Origin of the sequence: Paraburkholderia sp. Cy-641 (assembly GCF_011752945.1) — a bacterium.
Lineage (GTDB): Bacteria > Pseudomonadota > Gammaproteobacteria > Burkholderiales > Burkholderiaceae > Paraburkholderia.
On record NZ_VWWM01000035.1, the window covers coordinates 40,801 to 57,552 of the forward strand.

A 16,752-nucleotide genomic window follows, 5' to 3' on the forward strand; every position below is an offset into this window, starting at 1 on the left:
ATCCTCCTGATCCCATGTTGATTCTGACGCCCGACATCAAACGTGATAGACGTCGAGTACCTGCCGGATATAGTCGTTCTTCAGCACGATCTTCTTGTTCGAAATCAGCAGGTCGTCGCCGGCCTCGCGCAAGGTGACGAACATCGTGCCGAAAATATGATCCGTGGACTTGTAGCGGTGACTCAGCGTGTGGAAGTTGTAGCGCACGTCCACTTCGTCGCCGCGCTCGGCCAGGACCTCCACGTTGGTGACGTTGTGCGCCGTACGCGGCTCCGGCGTCGAGGCACCGCTGCGCTCCGTCTTGATGCGGAATACGCGATCTTCGAGGCCACCCCGGTCCGGGTAGTACATCAACGAGATCTGGCTTTGCGGGTCGTCGGTGATCCGGTCATCGTCGTCCCAGGACGGCATCCAGTAGGTGACGTCCTCCGTATAACAGGCCAGCCACTCGTCCCACTGGCGATCGTCGAGCAGACGCGCTTCACGGTAGAGCACGCCGCAAATCTTCTGGTAGTCGAAGCTCATGCCACGGTCTCCTTGCCTTCCTTCTTCAGCGCATCGCGCATCACCTGCACCCAGTACTCGTGCTGGCACACGAACAGGCCTTCGTCTTCGCTGCGTTCGCCCGAAATGCGCGGCTTCAGACCCATCCGGCTCGCATTCTCGTCCGGCCCCTCGATCCACAGCGGCGCGCCGCGCGAAAGGTCGTTCCACATCGCCGTGATGCCGGCATAGCCCGCCTGGCAGGCGCGGAACTCTTCGAGATCGTCGGCAGTACCCATGCCCGACACGTTGAAGAAGTCTTCGTACTGGCGGATGCGAATGGCGCGATCCTCCGCGCTTTCGCCCTTCGGCGCGAAACAGAAGATGCTGACTTCGGTCTTGTCCACGCTGAGCGGACGAACCACGCGAATCTGCGTGCTGAACTGGTCCATCAGAAACACGTTCGGATACAGGCACAGGTTGCGCGTCTGATTGACGATGAACTCCGCCTGCGTTTCGCCGACACGGTCCTTGATTTCTTCGCGATGCTTGTACACTGGCCGCACTTCCGGATTCATCGTCCGGGTCCACAACAGGATGTGGCCGTGGTCGAAACCGTAGACGCCCGCGACCGACTTGCTCCAGCTATTCGCATCGACGGCCTGCGTGCCGTCTTCCTTGCGCCGTCCCATCGTCGCCGCGTAGTTCCAGTGCACGGTGCTGACGTGATAGCCGTCGCAGCCGTTCTCCATCTGCATTTTCCAGTTGCCGTCGTAGACATACGTGGAATTGCCGCGCAGTACTTCAAGCCCGTTCGGACTCTGGTCGACGATCTGGTCGATGATGACGCGCGATTCGCCGAGGTACTCTTCGAGCGGCAACACGTCCGCATTGAGGCTGCCGAACAGAAAGCCGCGATAGCTCTGGAAGCGTGCCACTTTGCGCAGATCATGCGAGCCGTTCGTGTTGAACTGCACCGGATATTCGGTGGTCTTCTCGTCCTTTACCTTGAGCAGCTTGCCCGTATTCGAGAACGTCCAGCCGTGGAACGGGCAAGTGAAGCTGCCCTTGTTGCCGTGCTTGCGGCGGCACAGCATCGCCCCCTTGTGCGCGCAGGCGTTGATGACCGCATTCAATTGCCCCGTCTTGTCGCGAGTAATGACAATAGGCTGGCGGCCGATCCACGTGGTGTAGTAGTCGTTGTTGTCCGGAATCTGGCTCTCGTGCGCGAGGTACACCCAGTTGTTCTCGAAGATGTGCTTCATCTCGAGTTCGAACAGATCGGCATGGGTGAAGATATCGCGCCGGCAACGGAATATGCCGGCCTCCTTATCATCCTGCACCGCGGTGGCGAGCAGTTGATCCAGTTCATTGGCTTTGTCGACGATGGTGGACATGATTTCCTCTCCCTATGCGCGCTTCGACACGGCTTTCGGCAGGACCTGCGCTTTCTTGCCCGGGACTGCTTTGACGCTCATGATGACTGTCTCCGTTGGGTATCTGGGGAAATTGCCTGGTGCGGGTCCGCCCTGGCATGGCGAAAGATGCACTTCAGTTCATTTGATGGTTTTATACAGGTCACGCATTTCGACCGTCCAATACTTTCCCCATCCTCTTTGATACCTATAGAATATAAAGTGCGCATAATCCCCGACCCACATGGGCTTTTTGCGACGCAATATACTCAAACGTGCATCGAAAAATAGTTCATCTTTGAGATCACCATCATGGATCTGCGTCAACTGCGCTACTTCGTCGCCGTGGCCCGCGAGCGCAATTTCACCCGCGCGGCCGAGCAGCTTCACATTGCTCAACCGCCGCTGAGCCGGCAGATTCAGTTGCTCGAAGAAGAGGTCGGCGTCCCCCTGCTGATTCGCAATACCCGCCCCGTGCGGATGACCGACGCGGGCCGTCTGTTTTACGAGCAGGCCATGCAGGTTCTTGCGCGAATAGATCAGATGAAAGCCGCCGCGAGGCGCGTGGGACTCCATCAGCGCAGCGTGTTGTCGATCGGATTCGTCGGTTCGGTTCTGTACGCGGGATTGCCGACGCTGATGCGCAAGCTGCGCGAGCATGCACCCGAACTGGACATTCAGATGGTCGAATTGATGTCGATGCAACAGATCGAGGCGCTGAAAGAAGGCCGTATCGACATCGGCTTCGGCCGCGTGCACCACGGCGATCCGAATATCGCCGCGATCGTCCTGCGCGAAGAGCGCCTTGCCGCGGTCGTGCCGGCCGGCTCGCCGATGGCGAGAGAATCGACGCCATTGCCCATCGAACAGCTGGCCGGGCAAAAGTTGATTGTTTACCCCAAGGAGCCGCGCCCCAGCTTTGCCGATCAGGTCCTGAACGTCCTGTACGGCCACGGCGTGGAAGTGGGCGAGGTGCTGGAAGTGCGCGAGATCCAGACCGCACTGGGACTCGTCGCGGCCGAATTCGGCGTGTGCATCGTGCCCTCGTCGGCACGGCAATCGCGGCAGGACGTGCACTACCGGGTGCTGGACAGCGACCGCGCAACGTCGCCGGTCATTTTCAATCACCGTATCAACGACAATTCGATCTATATCGGCCTCGTCAAACGATTGATCGAAGAAATGTATGCGGAAAATCCATCGTGGCTGCACGCGCATAACCTGACAAGATTCGAGCCGCGCCAATAACCCGACGTCAGGAACGATGTTGCGCACAACGTCATTGCCTTACCCGGGCGCCTCGGCGAAGCGCAATCCGATGATGCCGATCAGCGCGAGGCCGAGAAAGAACAACCGCATCCAGCCCGTTCCTTCATGAAAGCAGACCATGCCGATCACCACGAGTCCGATCGTGCCTATGCCGGTCCAGATCGCATAAGCCGTGCCGATTGGCAAAGACGCAAGCGAGCGCGCCAATAGATAGATGCTGAGCAGTCCCGCGACTATCGCGAGAATACTCGGCACGGGCCGTGTCCAGCCGGCGTTCAGCTTGAGCGACACGCCCATCGCGATCTCCAGCATCGCGGCGAGAAACAGCGTTGCCCACGCCATACCGCTACTCCCGTGTCTCACTGGATTGCCCGTCGGCAGCCGGCGACAGCACCCTGTTCGCGGCGAGTCCTTCGATGACCGCCGGACGAGCCTCGATCACCGTCAGCCAACGCGCTACGTGCGGAAATGCCGACACGTCCAGCTCCAGTTCGCCGAAGGTGCGCAACCAGCTGAACGCGGCGATATCAGCAATCGTATATTCGGGCAAGGCGAGGAATGCCGACTCGCCCAGGCGTCGATTCACGACGCCGTAAAGTCGCAACGCTTCCTTGCGATAGCGCGCGATCGCCTCATCGTTGGCAGTCTCGGCCCTATGCAGAAACCACCATAGCTGGCCGAGCATCGGACCGATGCTGCCGATCTGGAAATGCAGCCACTGCTGGACCGTGCTTTGCTCCCGTTGCCGGCCAGGCCATAGGCACCCGGTCTTCGACGAAAGATAGGTCAGGATCGCGCCGGACTCGAAGATCGTCAAGCCGGCTTCATGATCGACCACGGCGGGAATCTTCCCGTTCGGGTTGATCGCCAGATAGTCGGGACGGTGCTGATCGCCTCTCGACAGATCGAGATTCACCTGCCGGTAGGCGATGCCGGCTTCTTTCAGGAAGATGCTGATTTTCTGCCCGTTGGGCGTGTCCGCGGTGTAAAGCGTCATAGCGTCGGCGTTTGACATAGGGTTCCTTGCGGCCTCCATATTTTTGCAATTACAATAATTGCAATTGCAATCGTATGGCCGAAGATCGCTTTTGGCAAGCCGTCCAACAACCGTAGGTATCCGTATGACTTCAGCGCCACTGCGCCCTCCCGTTTTTTCAAACGCAACACGCGGTGCGGCACGTGCCTGTCTCGATGCGTTCGACGCCATGGAGCGCAGCGTCCCACACCATGCCACTTCTCCGCGACACGCCATCGACGCCATTGCGGATAGTCTCGGCGGCAACAGTTCGGTATCGCATCGAATCTCGATCGTCAGAGCGAACCGGCAGCGAGATTCGCATGGGGCACTCCCCAGTGCATGGCCACTCTGGTTTCAAAGCAGGCGTCATGCGTTCGAAAAACCGCTGCTGTATCTATTCGGCTCGGAAACGCTCGACCGGCTGCGGATGCTGTCGTTCGAATCGGCGGGACGGGGCATTCTGTGCAACGATGCCGAAACGCGGCCATCGATCTGGTGCAAGGGCGTGCAACCCGCACTGCCGCTCTGGCTCGCCTCGCATCCGGACTGCACGCCGTACGACCCCGCTTCCGCCGATGAAGCACGCGCCATCCTGCGCTCGGCGCTGCAAGCGCTTTACGTGGACCATCAAGCCGGCTTCTACTATCTGGCGACGCATGACGATACGTGCGTCGACACCGGCCCCTTGCATCGTGCCGATGCGCAAGGCGCAATCAAGGGGATGTATCGGCTCAGGTTCACGCCCGAGGTAAGCACAGTGAGCACGGCAAGCACGAATGGAAATAGAAAAACGCCGCCGCAAATCCGCCTATGCGGCGCGGGCAAGGCGCTACAGCGCGTGCTCCATGCGGCACGCCTGCTCTCGCAGGATTGGGGAATCGCGGCGGAAGTCTGGAGTTGTCCCAGCTATACGCGCCTTGCCCGCGAGGGACGCGCCGCCGCGCGATGGAACATGCTTCATCCGCAATCGCGGCCACGACGGCCTCATATCGCCCGATGCCTCGGCGACAGCACGGCGCCAGTGATCGCCGTCACCGGCTACGCACAGCATATTGCCGAGCAGATCGCTCCATTTGCACCCGGGCGATTCGTGGCGCTCGGCGCAACGCCGCAGCGCGGCACGGCCTACGCGGATTTCCCCGGTGCGCCATGGATCACCCTGATTGCCCTGAAAGCACTCGTCGACGAAGGCGCATTGTCCGCGCAAACGTTGGAAGCCGCGCTGCGCACTTATGCGCTGACCTAGCCGCGCCCTGCCCTTATTTGCCCTTATTTGCCCTTATTTGCCCTTACCTGCCCGGCGCCGCTTCGCGCGCAGCCGCGCCGGCCTGATCGAGTGCGCTCGCGAACACGCGCTGTTCGTCCGCATCGAACTGGGCGAGAAACAACTCGGCCACCGCGGATTCGTAGACCTTCCACATTTTTTTGCGCAGCGCGCGCCCCTTGCTGGTAATCGACGCGTAGGCGGCCCGTCCGTCCTCGGCGGAACGGGCACGGGTAACGAGCCCTTCTTCCTCCAGGCGGTCAACCAGTCTCGTCAGGTTGTAGCGCTCGATCGCCAGCACGTCCGCCAGTTCGTGCATGCGCCGCGTGCCGCCGGGGCCGCTTTCCAGCCCCCACAGCAGGTCATACCACGCATAAGCGGGCAAGCCGCTCTCGGCCAGCCGCCGCTCGACCTCGCGAATCATCAAACGGTGCGCGCGGACGAATGAGAACCACAGGTCGGGCTCGTTTCTGGACATATCGGAAAACTCCATGAGGTAATTGCAGTTGCAATTCTACTCTACGGAGCTACAATGGCCGCCTTAACGATTGCAATTGCAATCGTAATGCGCTGTTTTTCGTGGACACCTTTTTTGCCGCGGTTCGTGCAAGCGATGCACCCGCCACTCATTCTGGAGATGTGCCAATGAATTCCGTCTTTGAATCCGTCGATGTCGATCCGCAGGAAACACGAGAATGGCTGGAAGCGATGGAAGCGGTCGTGGCCGTGGAAGGACGTCCACGCGCGCATTACCTGATCGATCGACTGGTCGACCGGGATGCTGCCCGACATGGCGATATGCATGGCCGCGTGACGAGCGCCTACGTCAACACGATCGGACTCGAACGGCAACCCGCCTACCCCGGCGACCTGAGACTCGAACGCCGCCTGAATGCCTATATCCGCTGGAATGCGATGGTCATGGTTTTGCGCGCAGGCAAGCATTCGAATGTGGGCGGCCATATCGCGACGTACGCGTCCGCCGCGGTGCTCTACGACGTCGGGTTCGACCATTTCTTTCGCGGCCGCACCGGGAACTTCGCCGGAGACCTGGTCTATATTCAGGGGCATTCCGCACCGGGCATCTATGGCCGCGCCTACCTCGAAGGCCGCATAACGGAAGCGCAACTGGACAACTTCCGCCGCGAAGCGGGCCGCAATGGCCTCTCCTCTTATCCGCATCCACGCCTGATGCCGGATTTCTGGCAATTCCCCACGGTGTCCATGGGGCTCGGGCCGCTCACGGCGGCCTATCAGGCGCGCTTCATGCGCTACCTCGACTACCGTGGGCTCAAGGAACATCAGGGCCGTAAAGTGTGGGCCTTTCTCGGCGATGGCGAAATGGACCAGCCGGAATCGCTCGCGGCGATTTCGCTCGGCGGCCGCGAGCGGCTCGATAATCTGATCTTCGTGGTCAACTGCAACCTGCAACGTCTGGACGGCCCGGTGCGCGGCAACAGCAAGGTCATCCAGGAACTGGAAGGCACCTTCCGCGCGGCCGGCTGGAACGTCATCAAGGTCATCTGGGGAAGCGGATGGGACGCGCTGCTGCAACGCGATCACACCGGCCTGCTGCGCCGGCGCATGATGGAATGCGTGGACGGCGACTATCAAACCTTCAAGTCGCAGAACGGCGCTTATGTGCGCGAACATTTCTTCGGTAAGTATCCCGAACTGCTCGAACTGGTGGCCGATCTGTCCGACGACGAAATCTGGAAACTGGCGCGCGGCGGTCATGATCCGGAAAAGGTTCACGCGGCGTATGCGCAGGCCATGCGCACCGAGGGCCGGCCAACCGTCGTTCTCGCCAAGACGGTCAAAGGTTTCGGCATGGGCGAAGCCGGCGAAGGCCAGAACATCAACCATCAATTGAAGAAAATGAGCGCCGATGCGGTACGCGCTTTTCGCGATCGCTTCGATCTGCCGGTCAGCGACGCACAGCTCGACGAGATGCCCTATCTGAAGCCCGAGCCGAATAGCGACGAAGCACGCTATTTAGCGGCGTGCCGCACGCGGCTCGGCGGTCACGTTCCGGCCCGCTTCGCCGATGTTCCGCCATTGCCGATTCCACCGCTCGAGGCATTCGCCGCGCAACTGAAGGACAGCGGCGAACGGGGTGCGTCCACCACGATGGTTTTCGTGCGCATTCTGAGTACGCTGCTGAAGGACCCGAACCTGGGCAAGCTGGTCGTGCCGATCGTGCCGGACGAATCGCGCACCTTCGGCATGGAAGGGCTATTCCGTCAGATCGGCATTCATTCGCCGGTCGGGCAACTCTATACGCCGCAGGACGCGGGCCAGCTGAGTTACTACAAGGAAGCGAAGGACGGCCAGATTCTGCAGGAAGGGATCAACGAATCCGGTGCGTTCGCGTCGTGGATCGCCGCCGGCACCGCCTATGCCAATCATGCGTTGCCGACGATTCCGTTCTATATTTTCTATTCGATGTTCGGCTTGCAGCGCATTGGCGATCTCGCCTGGGCGGCAGGCGACGCACGCACGCGCGGGTTCCTGCTCGGCGCGACTTCCGGGCGCACCACGCTGATGGGCGAAGGCCTGCAACACGACGACGGTCACAGTCACGTGCTGTCATCGGTCATTCCCAATTGCGTCTCGTACGATCCGACCTTTTCGTATGAACTGGCCGTCATCGTTCAGGACGGCTTGCGCCGGATGTACGCGCAACAGGAAGACGTGTACTACTACATCACGCTGCTCAACGAGAACTACCCTCACCCGGCGCTGCCGCCCGATGCCGAAGCCAGCATTCTCAAGGGGCTATACAGGCTGCCCGGTGTGGCACCGGACGAAGCTCGCGACGATGCGCAGCGTCCTCATGTACAACTGATGGGCAGCGGCGCCATTCTGCGCGAAGTGATCGCCGCGGGCGAATTGCTGAAGCAGGACTTCGCGGTTTCCAGCGACATCTGGAGCGCCACGAGCCTGACCGAACTGCGCCGCGACGGTCTCGCCGCCGAGCGCTGGAACATCCTGCATCCGCAGGACGAGCCGCGCATTCCGTACGTTCAGCAATGCCTGCAGGGCCGGCCGGGTCCGGTCGTCGTGGCGACCGACTACATGAAGATCGTCGGCGACCAGATCCGCCCGTTCGTCGACGATTGCCGCTTCATCGCGCTCGGCACCGATGGATTCGGCCGCTCCGATACGCGGGAGTCGCTACGCACGTTTTTCGAAGTGGACCGGCATTTCATCGTGCTCACAGCACTGAAAGCGCTCGCGGACGAAGGCACCATTGCGCGCCGGACAGTCAGCGAGGCGATTGCGCGCTACGGTATCGATATCGACAAGATGGACCCGGCCACGGTTTGAGTACCGGCGGCAGCATTCACCGGATACCTGACTAATCGCAATCCCATCTGGACCTGGCATCATGCGTCTATTGAATATCGTGTGTTCTCCTCGTGGCGACGCGTCAGCCTCGATCACCATCGCGAATGCGTTTCTCGACGCGTATCGCCAGCATTGCACGTCGATCGAGGTCGACACGTTGAACGTCTGGGAAGAAGACCTGCCCGACTTCGACAGCGAGGGCATTGGCGCGAAATATAAAGGGGTATCGAAAGAACCCTTGAACAGCGTCGAATCGTCGATCTGGAATCGCATACAGTCTCTCGTCAAGCGTTTCCAGGAAGCTGACCGGATCGTTCTCGGCGTGCCGATGTGGAATTTCGGCTACCCGTACAAGCTGAAACAACTGATCGATCTCGTCAGCCAGCGCAATATGCTGTTCACCTTCAATGGGAGCGCATACGGTCCGATGCTGAAGATTCCGCGCGCCCTCGTCATTCATGTGCGTGGACAGAGCCGCGAGGCAAGTGCCGGCAGCGGCCATCCCGGGTTTGAACATCAGGCCGACTATCTCGACTTCTGGCTCAAGTTCATTGGCGTGGCCGACGTTAAAAGCCTCATGGTGGAGCACACCTGGCATGCCGACCCTCGGCAGGCGATCGAGCAGGGAAAAGCCCGGGCGCTCGCCATGGCGGCGGATTTCTAGGTATCTCCAGGCATAAGCGGACGCTCAACTCCACCCTTCGAGCCGCAACGTCGCCCGCACCAGCCTCTGCTCTTCCTGCTCGATTTCACGCAGGCTCGCACAGACCCTGTCGATATGATCGGCGGCGGCCTTGCGCGCCTGCTCGGGCAGCTTGCCGATCACCGCGTTGTAAAGCCGCGCATGCTGACGATCGATCACCCGTTTGTGCTGTTCGCGGTGGTAAAGGTTATTGACCGACGCGAACACGGAACTGAGCAGCAGATCGGTCAATGATTGCAGGGTGTGGACCAGCACCGGATTGTGCGAAGCCTCGCAAATCGCCAGATGAAACGCGTGATCGAGGCGCGCGTGGACCGACGGATCGGCCTCGGTCTCCTGTGCCTCGATCATCTCCTGATAGCGCCGCGTAATCAGCACATGGTCAGCCGGCGTGCCGCGCAGTGCCGCCAGCCGCGCCGATTCCGCTTCCAGCATGCCGCGCACCTCGAACAGGTCGTAGAGCGTGCGCGGCTGCGAGCCGAGCAGGTGCATGAGCGGCGAGGTCTCCGTGTGCCCGGTCAGACTGGCGACATACGACCCGCGCCCATGCGAGGTCTCGATGATGCCGCGCGCGCGCAGCAGCTTGAGCCCTTCGCGCAGCGCCGTGCGCGACACGCCGAGCTTCTCGACAAGCCGCCGCTCCGAGGGCAGCGACTGCCCCGCTTTGAGCACGCCGTCGACGATCAGCCGTTCGATGCGTTCCGCCACGACGTCCGCGACCTGGCGGGCGGGGGCGACATCGGCGTTCTCGCGGGTATTCGTATCGTGCATTTTCAAGTGGTACGACCAGTTAGGACAAGGGCATGAATCAAATCGTCATCCAGCAGGATATCGCACGATATTAAAGCCAGTGCGGAAATTGCTCTGCAAAGCCCGATAAAAAACTGGTACGACCACTCGACCAGCTTATCGACAGACGCCGGCGGCGCGGCAACAATTCCGCCTGCAACGCCTGCCGGCCGGTCGCCCCGATCCGTCGCGCGAGGGCGAGGAGACATTCATGAGCTATCGCTATGACGAAGCGATCGACGGCCCGCTCGTTACGCACGACCGTGCCGCCGTCGTCGCGGAACTGCGCGCGCGCGTGCCTGGCCTGACGATCCTGCACGAAGCCGAGGAGCTGCGTCCGTTCGAATGCGATGGGCTCTCGGCCTATCGCACGACCCCGCTACTCGTCGCGCTGCCCGAAACCGTCGAGCAGATCGAAGCGCTGCTGCGCTATGCGCACGAGGCGCGCATTCCCGTGGTGGCGCGCGGCGCCGGCACTGGTCTGTCGGGCGGCGCGCTACCGCTCGAAAAAGGCATTCTGCTCGTGATGGCGCGCATGAACCGCATCGTCGCGATCGATCCCGAGGCCGGCATCGCGCGCGTTCAGCCGGGCGTGCGCAATCTCGCGATCTCGCAGGCCGCCGCGCAATACGGGCTCTACTATGCCCCCGATCCTTCGTCGCAGATCGCCTGCTCGATCGGCGGCAACGTCGCCGAGAACGCCGGCGGCGTGCACTGCCTCAAATACGGCCTGACGGTCCACAACATCCTCAAGCTCGAAGTCCTCACCATCGAGGGCGAACGCGTCACGCTCGGATCGGACGCGCTCGATTCGCCCGGCTTCGATCTGCTCGCGCTCTTCACCGGTTCGGAAGGCATGCTCGGCATCGTCGTCGAAGTCACGGTGAAGCTGCTCACCAAACCGCAGAGCGCCCGCGTGCTGCTCGCGAGCTTCGACGACGTCGAGCGGGCCGGCTCGGCGGTGGCCGAGATCATCGGCGCGGGGATCATTCCGGGCGGCCTGGAGATGATGGACAACCTCGCCATTCGCGCCGCCGAAGACTTTATCCACGCGGGCTATCCCGTGGATGCGGCAGCCATCCTGCTGTGCGAGGTGGACGGCGCCGAAAGCGACGTCCACGAGGATTGCGAGCGGGTGGAAGCGCTGCTGCGCGCGGCCGGCGCCACCGACGTGCGGCTCGCCCGCGACGAAGCCGAGCGCCAGAAATTCTGGGCTGGCCGCAAGAACGCGTTCCCGGCGGTCGGCCGCATATCGCCCGACTACTACTGCATGGATGGCACGATCCCACGCCGCGAACTGCCGGGCGTGCTGGCCGGCATCGAGCGCCTGTCGCAGCAATACGGGCTGCGCGTCGCCAACGTTTTCCACGCGGGCGACGGCAATCTGCATCCGCTGATCCTGTTCGATGCGAACGCGGGCGAGACCGAGCGCGCCGAAGCGCTCGGCGGCGCGATCCTGGAGCTGTGCGTGAAGGTCGGCGGCAGCATCACAGGGGAACATGGCGTGGGCCGCGAGAAGATCAATCAGATGTGCGCGCAGTTCAATGCCGATGAATTGACCTTGTTTCATGCCCTGAAAGCCGCGTTCGATCCGCAAGGTCTGCTCAATCCCGGCAAGAACATTCCGACCCTGCATCGCTGCGCCGAATTCGGCGCGATGCACGTTCACCACGGCGCCCTGCCGTTTCCTGAACTGGAGCGATTCTGATGCGAGACGATCCGATCCCGCTGGACGACAGCCAGCGTCTCGTCGACGAAGTCGCTCGCGCCATCTCGACGCATACGCCGCTGAGCGTGCGCGGCGGCAACACCAAGGCGTTCCTCGGCCGCAGCGCACCCGATGACACACCCAACGGCGCGCGCGAACTCGACACGCGCAGCCACAGCGGCATCGTGCGCTACGAGCCGACCGAACTCGTCATCACGGCGCGCTGCGGTACGTCCGTCTCGGCGCTCTCGGCGGCACTCGACGCCGCCGGTCAGATGCTGCCTTGCGAGCCGCCCGAATTCGACGGCCGCGCGACGCTCGGCGGCGCGGTGGCGAGCGGGTTGTCGGGACCGCGCCGGCCGTGGGCGGGCTCCATGCGCGACTTCGTGCTCGGCTGCCGCCTGATTACCGGCGAGGCGAAACATCTGCGCTTCGGCGGCGAAGTGATGAAGAACGTCGCCGGTTACGACATGGCGCGGCTCGCGGCCGGCAGCTACGGATGCCTCGGCGTGATGACCGAGGTGTCGCTAAAGGTACTGCCCAAACCGCGCGCGACGCGCAGCGTCGTCCTTGAGATGAGCGCCGACAAAGCCATGACGGCACTGACGAACTGGCGCCGCGGCGCACTTCCCGTCACCGGCGCCTGTTACGAGGATGGCCTGTTGCACGTGCGGCTCGAAGGCGGCGAAGGCTCCGTGGAATCGGCCATCGGCCACATCGGCGGCGCGGACCTCGACATGGCGTTCTGGACCGACCTGCGCGAACATCGCCTGCCTTTCTTCGCCGATGCGCGTCCGCTCTGGCGTCTGTCGCTGCCGGTCGCCGCGCCGCTCACGCCGCTGCCCGGCGACGTCATGCTCGACTGGGGCGGCGCGCAGCGCTGGCTCAAGAGCCATGCGGACGCCTCGTCGATACAGGCAATCGCCGCGGCCGCCGGCGGTCACGCGACTCGCTACAGCGCGGACGCAACGCCGGACCCGCGCGGCGCGGCAAGCCCGTTCATGCCGCTCACCGCGCCGCTGCTGCGCCTGCATCGCGCATTGAAGGCGCGGCTCGATCCGCATGGCCTGTTCAACCCCGGCCGCCTGTACGCCGACTTCTGACGCGAGACACCATGCAAACCAACCTCAGCGAACAGGCCCGAACTCTCGCGCGCGCCGACGAAGCGGAATCGATCCTGCGCAGTTGCGTCCATTGCGGCTTCTGCAACGCGACCTGCCCGACCTATCAGGTCCTCGGCAACGAGCTCGACGGCCCGCGCGGCCGCATTTATCTGATCAAGCAACTGCTCGAAGGCGAGGACGTCGGCGCGAAAACCCAGCAGCATCTCGACCGCTGCCTGAGCTGCCGCAATTGCGAAACGACCTGCCCTTCCGGCGTCACCTATCACGCGCTGCTCGACATCGGCCGCGCCGAACTGGAGCGGCGGGTCGCGCGGCCGACCGGCGAGCGCATGCTGCGCGAAGGGCTGCGGCAGGTCATCCCGCGCCCGATGGTATTCAAGACGCTGCTGACGGCGGGCCGTCTTGCGCGGCCCTTCCTGCCCACATCGCTGCGACAGAAAATCCCCGTCGACAAGGTCGCGGCCAAGCCTCGCCCGCCGGCGAGACACAGCCGTCGCATGCTGATACTCGAAGGCTGCGTGCAGCCTGCCTTGTCGCCGAACACGAACGCCGCCACAGCACGCGTGCTCGACCGGCTCGGCATCAGCGTGATCGCGGCGCCACAGGCCGGCTGTTGCGGCGCGACCGACTACCACCTGAACGCGCAGGATGCGGGCCTCGCACGCGCACGCCGCAATATCGACGCATGGTGGCCCGCCATCGAGGCGGGCGCCGAAGCGATCGTGCTGACCGCGAGCGGCTGCGGCGCCTTCGTCAAGGAGTACGGACATTTACTGCGCGACGATCCGCGCTACGCGACCAAGGCCGCGCGCACGAGCGAGCTGGCCCGCGATCTCGTCGAAGTGCTCCGCGCCGAACCGCTCGACGCGTTGCAAACCGGCGAGCGCAAGCGCATCGCCTTTCATTGCCCGTGTACGCTGCAGCATGCGCAGAAGCTCGGCGGTGCGGTCGAGGCGATCCTGACGCGGCTCGGCTACGACCTGACCGACGTTCCCGACGCGCATCTATGCTGCGGCTCGGCGGGCACCTATTCGATCACGCAGCCGGAACTGGCGGCAACGCTGCGCGAGCGCAAGCTCGACGCGCTCGAAAGCGGCCAGCCCGACCTCATTGCGACGGCCAACATCGGCTGTCAGACTCACCTCGCCGGTGCCAATCGCACGCGCGTGCAGCACTGGATCGAACTTATCGAAGACGCGCTTCAATAACTCCGGGAATCGACCGACATGCAAACCAAACCTGTACTCACCCTCGCGGAAACCACGCGCATTCTCGACGCCGCCCGCGCCGAGGCGGAAAAAAACCACTGGCCCGTCGCCATCGCGGTGGTCGACGACGGCGGCCATCTGCTCGGCCTGCTGCGTCTGGATAACTGCGCGCCGATCGGCGCCGAGATGGCGATCGGCAAGGCGCGCACCTCGGCCCTGGGACGTCGCGAGTCGCGCCTCTACGAAGAAATGATCAATGGCGGCCGCACCGCTTTCGTGAGCGCACCGCTCGTCGCGACGCTGGAAGGCGGTGTTCCGCTTACCGTCGATGGGCAGGTGGTGGGCGCCGTCGGTGTGTCCGGCGTGAAGCCGGGTGAAGATGCGCAGGTCGCGAAAGCGGGAGCGCAGGCGCTGGCGTGAGGGAGTCAGTGTGTTCCCGATGTCCACGACGTCGGGTTCATCGAAGATCGCGCGACGTTGCATAGCTGCGGCCAATCCATCGCGGACTGACCGCAGCACCGCGTGCCGGACGACTCGGCACGCATTAGAAGTACCTCAATCAGGACCTCCGTCCTCTCAGCCTGAATTGCGCGTGTATTTCGTCAACACGACGCGCGAAAACGCATTCATGAATTGCTCGACCCGTTCGAATCCCCCCGCGTCCTGTGCGAATACCGAAAGGCTGTCTGCAAGATGAGTCAATAGAAGAATCAGGTCCTCCTTCGGCGTATCGCGTTTCAACTCACCGCTGCGGATCGCGAATCCGACCGCTGTCTCGATTGCGCCGTGAATTTCGGTCGTGAACCTGACGAGGGTCGCGCGCGCTTCGTCGCTGAGCACATCGCTTTCGAGCCGTAGACGTCCGATCAGACTCCAGGGATGATGGGTCTTTCCGCCCGGGTTGTATTTCCTGTACAGATTGCGGTTATAGGCGATCTCTCCCTGCACCTTTTCCTGTAGCGACTTCGTTTCATCGAGCCAGATGCTCTTTTGCCCGTGGATTGCCGCGTCGACATAATCCTTGACGACTTCTTCAACGAGACTGTTCTTGTTGCCGAAGTGATAGTGGATATTGGTCGTCGTGATACCTAACTGTTTGGCGATCACGCCGAACGTGGTCTTGTGATAACCGTGTGCAATGAGCAGCTTCTTTGCCAGTTCTTTAATGCTGTCGTACATCGAAGGCTTTTTGGGCCCGGAAGTTGTCTTGTCGTTCTGACTCAACGTCTCACCTCGGCGAAAAACGGTGTGATGAGAGCGGCCTCATGCGGAACACAGCAGCAGGCGTGACTCGTGTAATTGCGGGCAGCCGGCGCACAACGGTCCGGCACGATTGATGGCGCCGATTCTACACGACTCCCCCGCGCCCCAGCAGCGAAGCAGTCCATCCCCGAGCCCGGCCAGCCGGCCGGCAAAACACTTCCCCCACTTCCCGTCACCCGTCGCAGACCCATTGCGGACGGCGCCAGGCGCTAGCCATGACGCTAGCAAAAATCCCCGTTGCCTGTCTCAAACAAAGCTGGTATCTTCACGAAAAATACTTACTAGTAAGTAAGTATATGGGTCGCGATCGAGGGAAACCGCGCTGCATGCAGCAGCAGAATCAGGAGACACAATGCAGGAGCACGTTCTACTCAGGCGCCACGGAGCCGTGGCCGAAATCGTCATCAACCGGCCGGAAAAAATGAATGCGATGACGCCGGAAATGACGCAAACGCTGGTTGGAATCAGGGAGGAACTGGAGCGGGATAACGACGTACGCGTCGTGCTGTTGCGCGGCGAAGGCGAACGCGCCTTCAGTGCCGGCAGCGATCTCCATACGTTGAAGACGTATCGGACTGCGTGGGAATTCCGCCGGCGCACGGACTACGCGATGGTCATTCGCGAATTCACCAAGCCGGTCGTCGCGGCGCTCAAGGGATGGGTGCTGGGCGGCGGACTCGAAATGATGCTGGGCGCCGACATCCGCGTGGCGGGACAAAGCGCGAAGTTCGGCGCGCCGGAAGTCTTGCGCGGCTGGGTCGGCGGCGGCGGTGCATCGCAAATGCTGCCGCGTCTGGTTGGCTACGGCCAGGCCATGCGGCTGCTGCTCACCGGCGACTCGATCGACGCACACGAGGCGCACAGCATCGGTCTGGTGGAGATCGTGGTCGAAGACACGGCCGTGGTCGATACCGCGATGGCGCTGTGCCGGAAGATGGCCGAATTCAGCCCGATTGCGACGCAGTCGGTCAAGGCGGCCGTGCGCGCGGCGCTGTCGATGTCCGTCGATCAGGGCATCCGCTACGAGAACGAGTTGACGTCGCTGTGCTTCGCCTCGGGCAACTACGAAGAAGGAGCCAACGCGTTCGGCGAGCGGCCGAAGCGTTCCTAGCGGGCAAACAGTGCGCCGCGCCGCCTCTCGGTGCGCCGCGGAACAT

General features: G+C 62.5%; 16 protein-coding genes. 9 read left to right on the plus strand and 7 right to left on the minus strand.

The features are described from left to right. Positions 1-36: 36 nt before the first annotated feature. Complete coding sequence (gene benB / locus F3J20_RS19810) at positions 37-525, minus strand: benzoate 1,2-dioxygenase small subunit (protein ID WP_167040060.1); 489 nt, start codon at positions 523-525, stop codon at positions 37-39. Then, positions 522-1,880 (minus strand): Rieske 2Fe-2S domain-containing protein, encoded by a 1,359-nt coding sequence (locus F3J20_RS19815; RefSeq protein WP_167284278.1) that lies wholly within the window; start codon positions 1,878-1,880, stop codon positions 522-524. Before F3J20_RS19815 ends, benB begins: the two co-directional genes overlap by 4 nt. Positions 1,881-2,210: 330 nt before the next feature. Between F3J20_RS19815 and F3J20_RS19820 the strand changes: the two genes are divergently transcribed. Continuing rightward, complete coding sequence (locus F3J20_RS19820; RefSeq protein WP_167284279.1) at positions 2,211-3,146, plus strand: LysR family transcriptional regulator; 936 nt, start codon at positions 2,211-2,213, stop codon at positions 3,144-3,146. Between the two features lie 39 nt (positions 3,147-3,185). Here the strand turns inward: F3J20_RS19820 and F3J20_RS19825 are convergent, their stop codons facing one another. Beyond that, complete coding sequence (locus F3J20_RS19825) at positions 3,186-3,509, minus strand: multidrug efflux SMR transporter (RefSeq protein WP_167040066.1); 324 nt, start codon at positions 3,507-3,509, stop codon at positions 3,186-3,188. Positions 3,510-3,513: 4 nt separating this feature from the next. Next, a complete protein-coding gene (locus tag F3J20_RS19830; protein WP_167284280.1) occupies positions 3,514-4,182 on the minus strand; it encodes a glutathione S-transferase N-terminal domain-containing protein in 669 nt (222 codons plus the stop codon). Positions 4,183-4,612: 430 nt separating this feature from the next. Here F3J20_RS19830 and F3J20_RS19835 point away from each other — a divergent pair, with 430 nt between their 5' ends. Then, the gene (locus F3J20_RS19835; protein ID WP_240162845.1) at positions 4,613-5,431 is read left to right on the plus strand and encodes a hypothetical protein; all 819 of its coding nucleotides are present in this window, start codon (positions 4,613-4,615) and stop codon (positions 5,429-5,431) included. Positions 5,432-5,474: 43 nt separating this feature from the next. Here F3J20_RS19835 and F3J20_RS19840 read toward each other — a convergent pair whose 3' ends face one another. Continuing rightward, positions 5,475-5,927 (minus strand): MarR family transcriptional regulator, encoded by a 453-nt coding sequence (locus tag F3J20_RS19840; protein ID WP_167284282.1) that lies wholly within the window; start codon positions 5,925-5,927, stop codon positions 5,475-5,477. A 167-nt stretch (positions 5,928-6,094) separates the two neighbouring features. On the opposite strand from F3J20_RS19840, the gene aceE reads away from it, so the two are divergent. Both aceE and F3J20_RS19850 read left to right on the plus strand, forming a co-directional pair. Further along, on the plus strand, positions 6,095-8,779 hold the full coding sequence (aceE, locus tag F3J20_RS19845) for a pyruvate dehydrogenase (acetyl-transferring), homodimeric type (RefSeq protein WP_167284283.1): 2,685 nt from the start codon (positions 6,095-6,097) through the stop codon (positions 8,777-8,779). A gap of 61 nt (positions 8,780-8,840) precedes the next feature. Further along, positions 8,841-9,464 carry an NAD(P)H-dependent oxidoreductase gene (locus tag F3J20_RS19850; RefSeq protein ID WP_167040075.1) on the plus strand — a complete coding sequence of 208 codons (624 nt, stop codon included), beginning with the start codon at positions 8,841-8,843 and terminating at the stop codon, positions 9,462-9,464. 24 nt (positions 9,465-9,488) lie between these two features. On the opposite strand, the gene glcC is transcribed toward F3J20_RS19850, so the two are convergent. After that, positions 9,489-10,274, minus strand: coding sequence for a transcriptional regulator GlcC (gene glcC / locus F3J20_RS19855; RefSeq protein WP_167284284.1), 786 nt, complete (start codon positions 10,272-10,274; stop codon positions 9,489-9,491). Between the two features lie 229 nt (positions 10,275-10,503). Between glcC and glcD the strand changes: the two genes are divergently transcribed. Genes glcD through F3J20_RS19875 form a run of 4 tightly spaced genes read left to right on the plus strand, consistent with a single transcriptional unit; the run spans position 10,504 to position 14,752 of the window. Further along, positions 10,504-12,000 (plus strand): glycolate oxidase subunit GlcD, encoded by a 1,497-nt coding sequence (gene glcD, locus F3J20_RS19860; RefSeq protein ID WP_167284285.1) that lies wholly within the window; start codon positions 10,504-10,506, stop codon positions 11,998-12,000. Beyond that, positions 12,000-13,103, plus strand: coding sequence for a glycolate oxidase subunit GlcE (glcE, locus tag F3J20_RS19865; RefSeq protein ID WP_167284286.1), 1,104 nt, complete (start codon positions 12,000-12,002; stop codon positions 13,101-13,103). Before glcD ends, glcE begins: the two co-directional genes overlap by 1 nt. An 11-nt stretch (positions 13,104-13,114) precedes the next feature. After that, positions 13,115-14,332, plus strand: coding sequence for a glycolate oxidase subunit GlcF (gene glcF, locus F3J20_RS19870; RefSeq protein ID WP_167284287.1), 1,218 nt, complete (start codon positions 13,115-13,117; stop codon positions 14,330-14,332). A gap of 18 nt (positions 14,333-14,350) precedes the next feature. Continuing rightward, positions 14,351-14,752: a heme-binding protein gene (locus F3J20_RS19875; protein WP_167284288.1), complete on the plus strand. Its 402-nt coding sequence runs from the start codon at positions 14,351-14,353 to the stop codon at positions 14,750-14,752. Between the two features lie 156 nt (positions 14,753-14,908). Here F3J20_RS19875 and F3J20_RS19880 read toward each other — a convergent pair whose 3' ends face one another. Next, positions 14,909-15,511: a TetR/AcrR family transcriptional regulator gene (locus tag F3J20_RS19880; RefSeq protein ID WP_167284289.1), complete on the minus strand. Its 603-nt coding sequence runs from the start codon at positions 15,509-15,511 to the stop codon at positions 14,909-14,911. Between the two features lie 436 nt (positions 15,512-15,947). Between F3J20_RS19880 and F3J20_RS19885 the strand changes: the two genes are divergently transcribed. Further along, on the plus strand, positions 15,948-16,706 hold the full coding sequence (locus F3J20_RS19885) for an enoyl-CoA hydratase/isomerase family protein (protein WP_167040089.1): 759 nt from the start codon (positions 15,948-15,950) through the stop codon (positions 16,704-16,706). Positions 16,707-16,752 lie beyond the last annotated feature (46 nt).

Coding starts and splice junctions, on each gene's coding strand:
- glcF (WP_167284287.1), top strand. CDS start 13,115: ATGCAAACCAACCTCAGCGAACAGGCCCGAACTCTCGCGCGCGCCGAC.
- glcD (WP_167284285.1), top strand. CDS start 10,504: ATGAGCTATCGCTATGACGAAGCGATCGACGGCCCGCTCGTTACGCAC.
- F3J20_RS19820 (WP_167284279.1), top strand. CDS start 2,211: ATGGATCTGCGTCAACTGCGCTACTTCGTCGCCGTGGCCCGCGAGCGC.
- glcC (WP_167284284.1), bottom strand. CDS start 10,274: ATGCACGATACGAATACCCGCGAGAACGCCGATGTCGCCCCCGCCCGC.
- F3J20_RS19880 (WP_167284289.1), bottom strand. CDS start 15,511: ATGTACGACAGCATTAAAGAACTGGCAAAGAAGCTGCTCATTGCACAC.
- benB (WP_167040060.1), bottom strand. CDS start 525: ATGAGCTTCGACTACCAGAAGATTTGCGGCGTGCTCTACCGTGAAGCG.
- aceE (WP_167284283.1), top strand. CDS start 6,095: ATGAATTCCGTCTTTGAATCCGTCGATGTCGATCCGCAGGAAACACGA.
- glcE (WP_167284286.1), top strand. CDS start 12,000: ATGCGAGACGATCCGATCCCGCTGGACGACAGCCAGCGTCTCGTCGAC.
- F3J20_RS19840 (WP_167284282.1), bottom strand. CDS start 5,927: ATGTCCAGAAACGAGCCCGACCTGTGGTTCTCATTCGTCCGCGCGCAC.
- F3J20_RS19825 (WP_167040066.1), bottom strand. CDS start 3,509: ATGGCGTGGGCAACGCTGTTTCTCGCCGCGATGCTGGAGATCGCGATG.
- F3J20_RS19835 (WP_240162845.1), top strand. CDS start 4,613: ATGCTGTCGTTCGAATCGGCGGGACGGGGCATTCTGTGCAACGATGCC.
- F3J20_RS19815 (WP_167284278.1), bottom strand. CDS start 1,880: ATGTCCACCATCGTCGACAAAGCCAATGAACTGGATCAACTGCTCGCC.
- F3J20_RS19875 (WP_167284288.1), top strand. CDS start 14,351: ATGCAAACCAAACCTGTACTCACCCTCGCGGAAACCACGCGCATTCTC.
- F3J20_RS19885 (WP_167040089.1), top strand. CDS start 15,948: ATGCAGGAGCACGTTCTACTCAGGCGCCACGGAGCCGTGGCCGAAATC.
- F3J20_RS19850 (WP_167040075.1), top strand. CDS start 8,841: ATGCGTCTATTGAATATCGTGTGTTCTCCTCGTGGCGACGCGTCAGCC.
- F3J20_RS19830 (WP_167284280.1), bottom strand. CDS start 4,182: ATGTCAAACGCCGACGCTATGACGCTTTACACCGCGGACACGCCCAAC.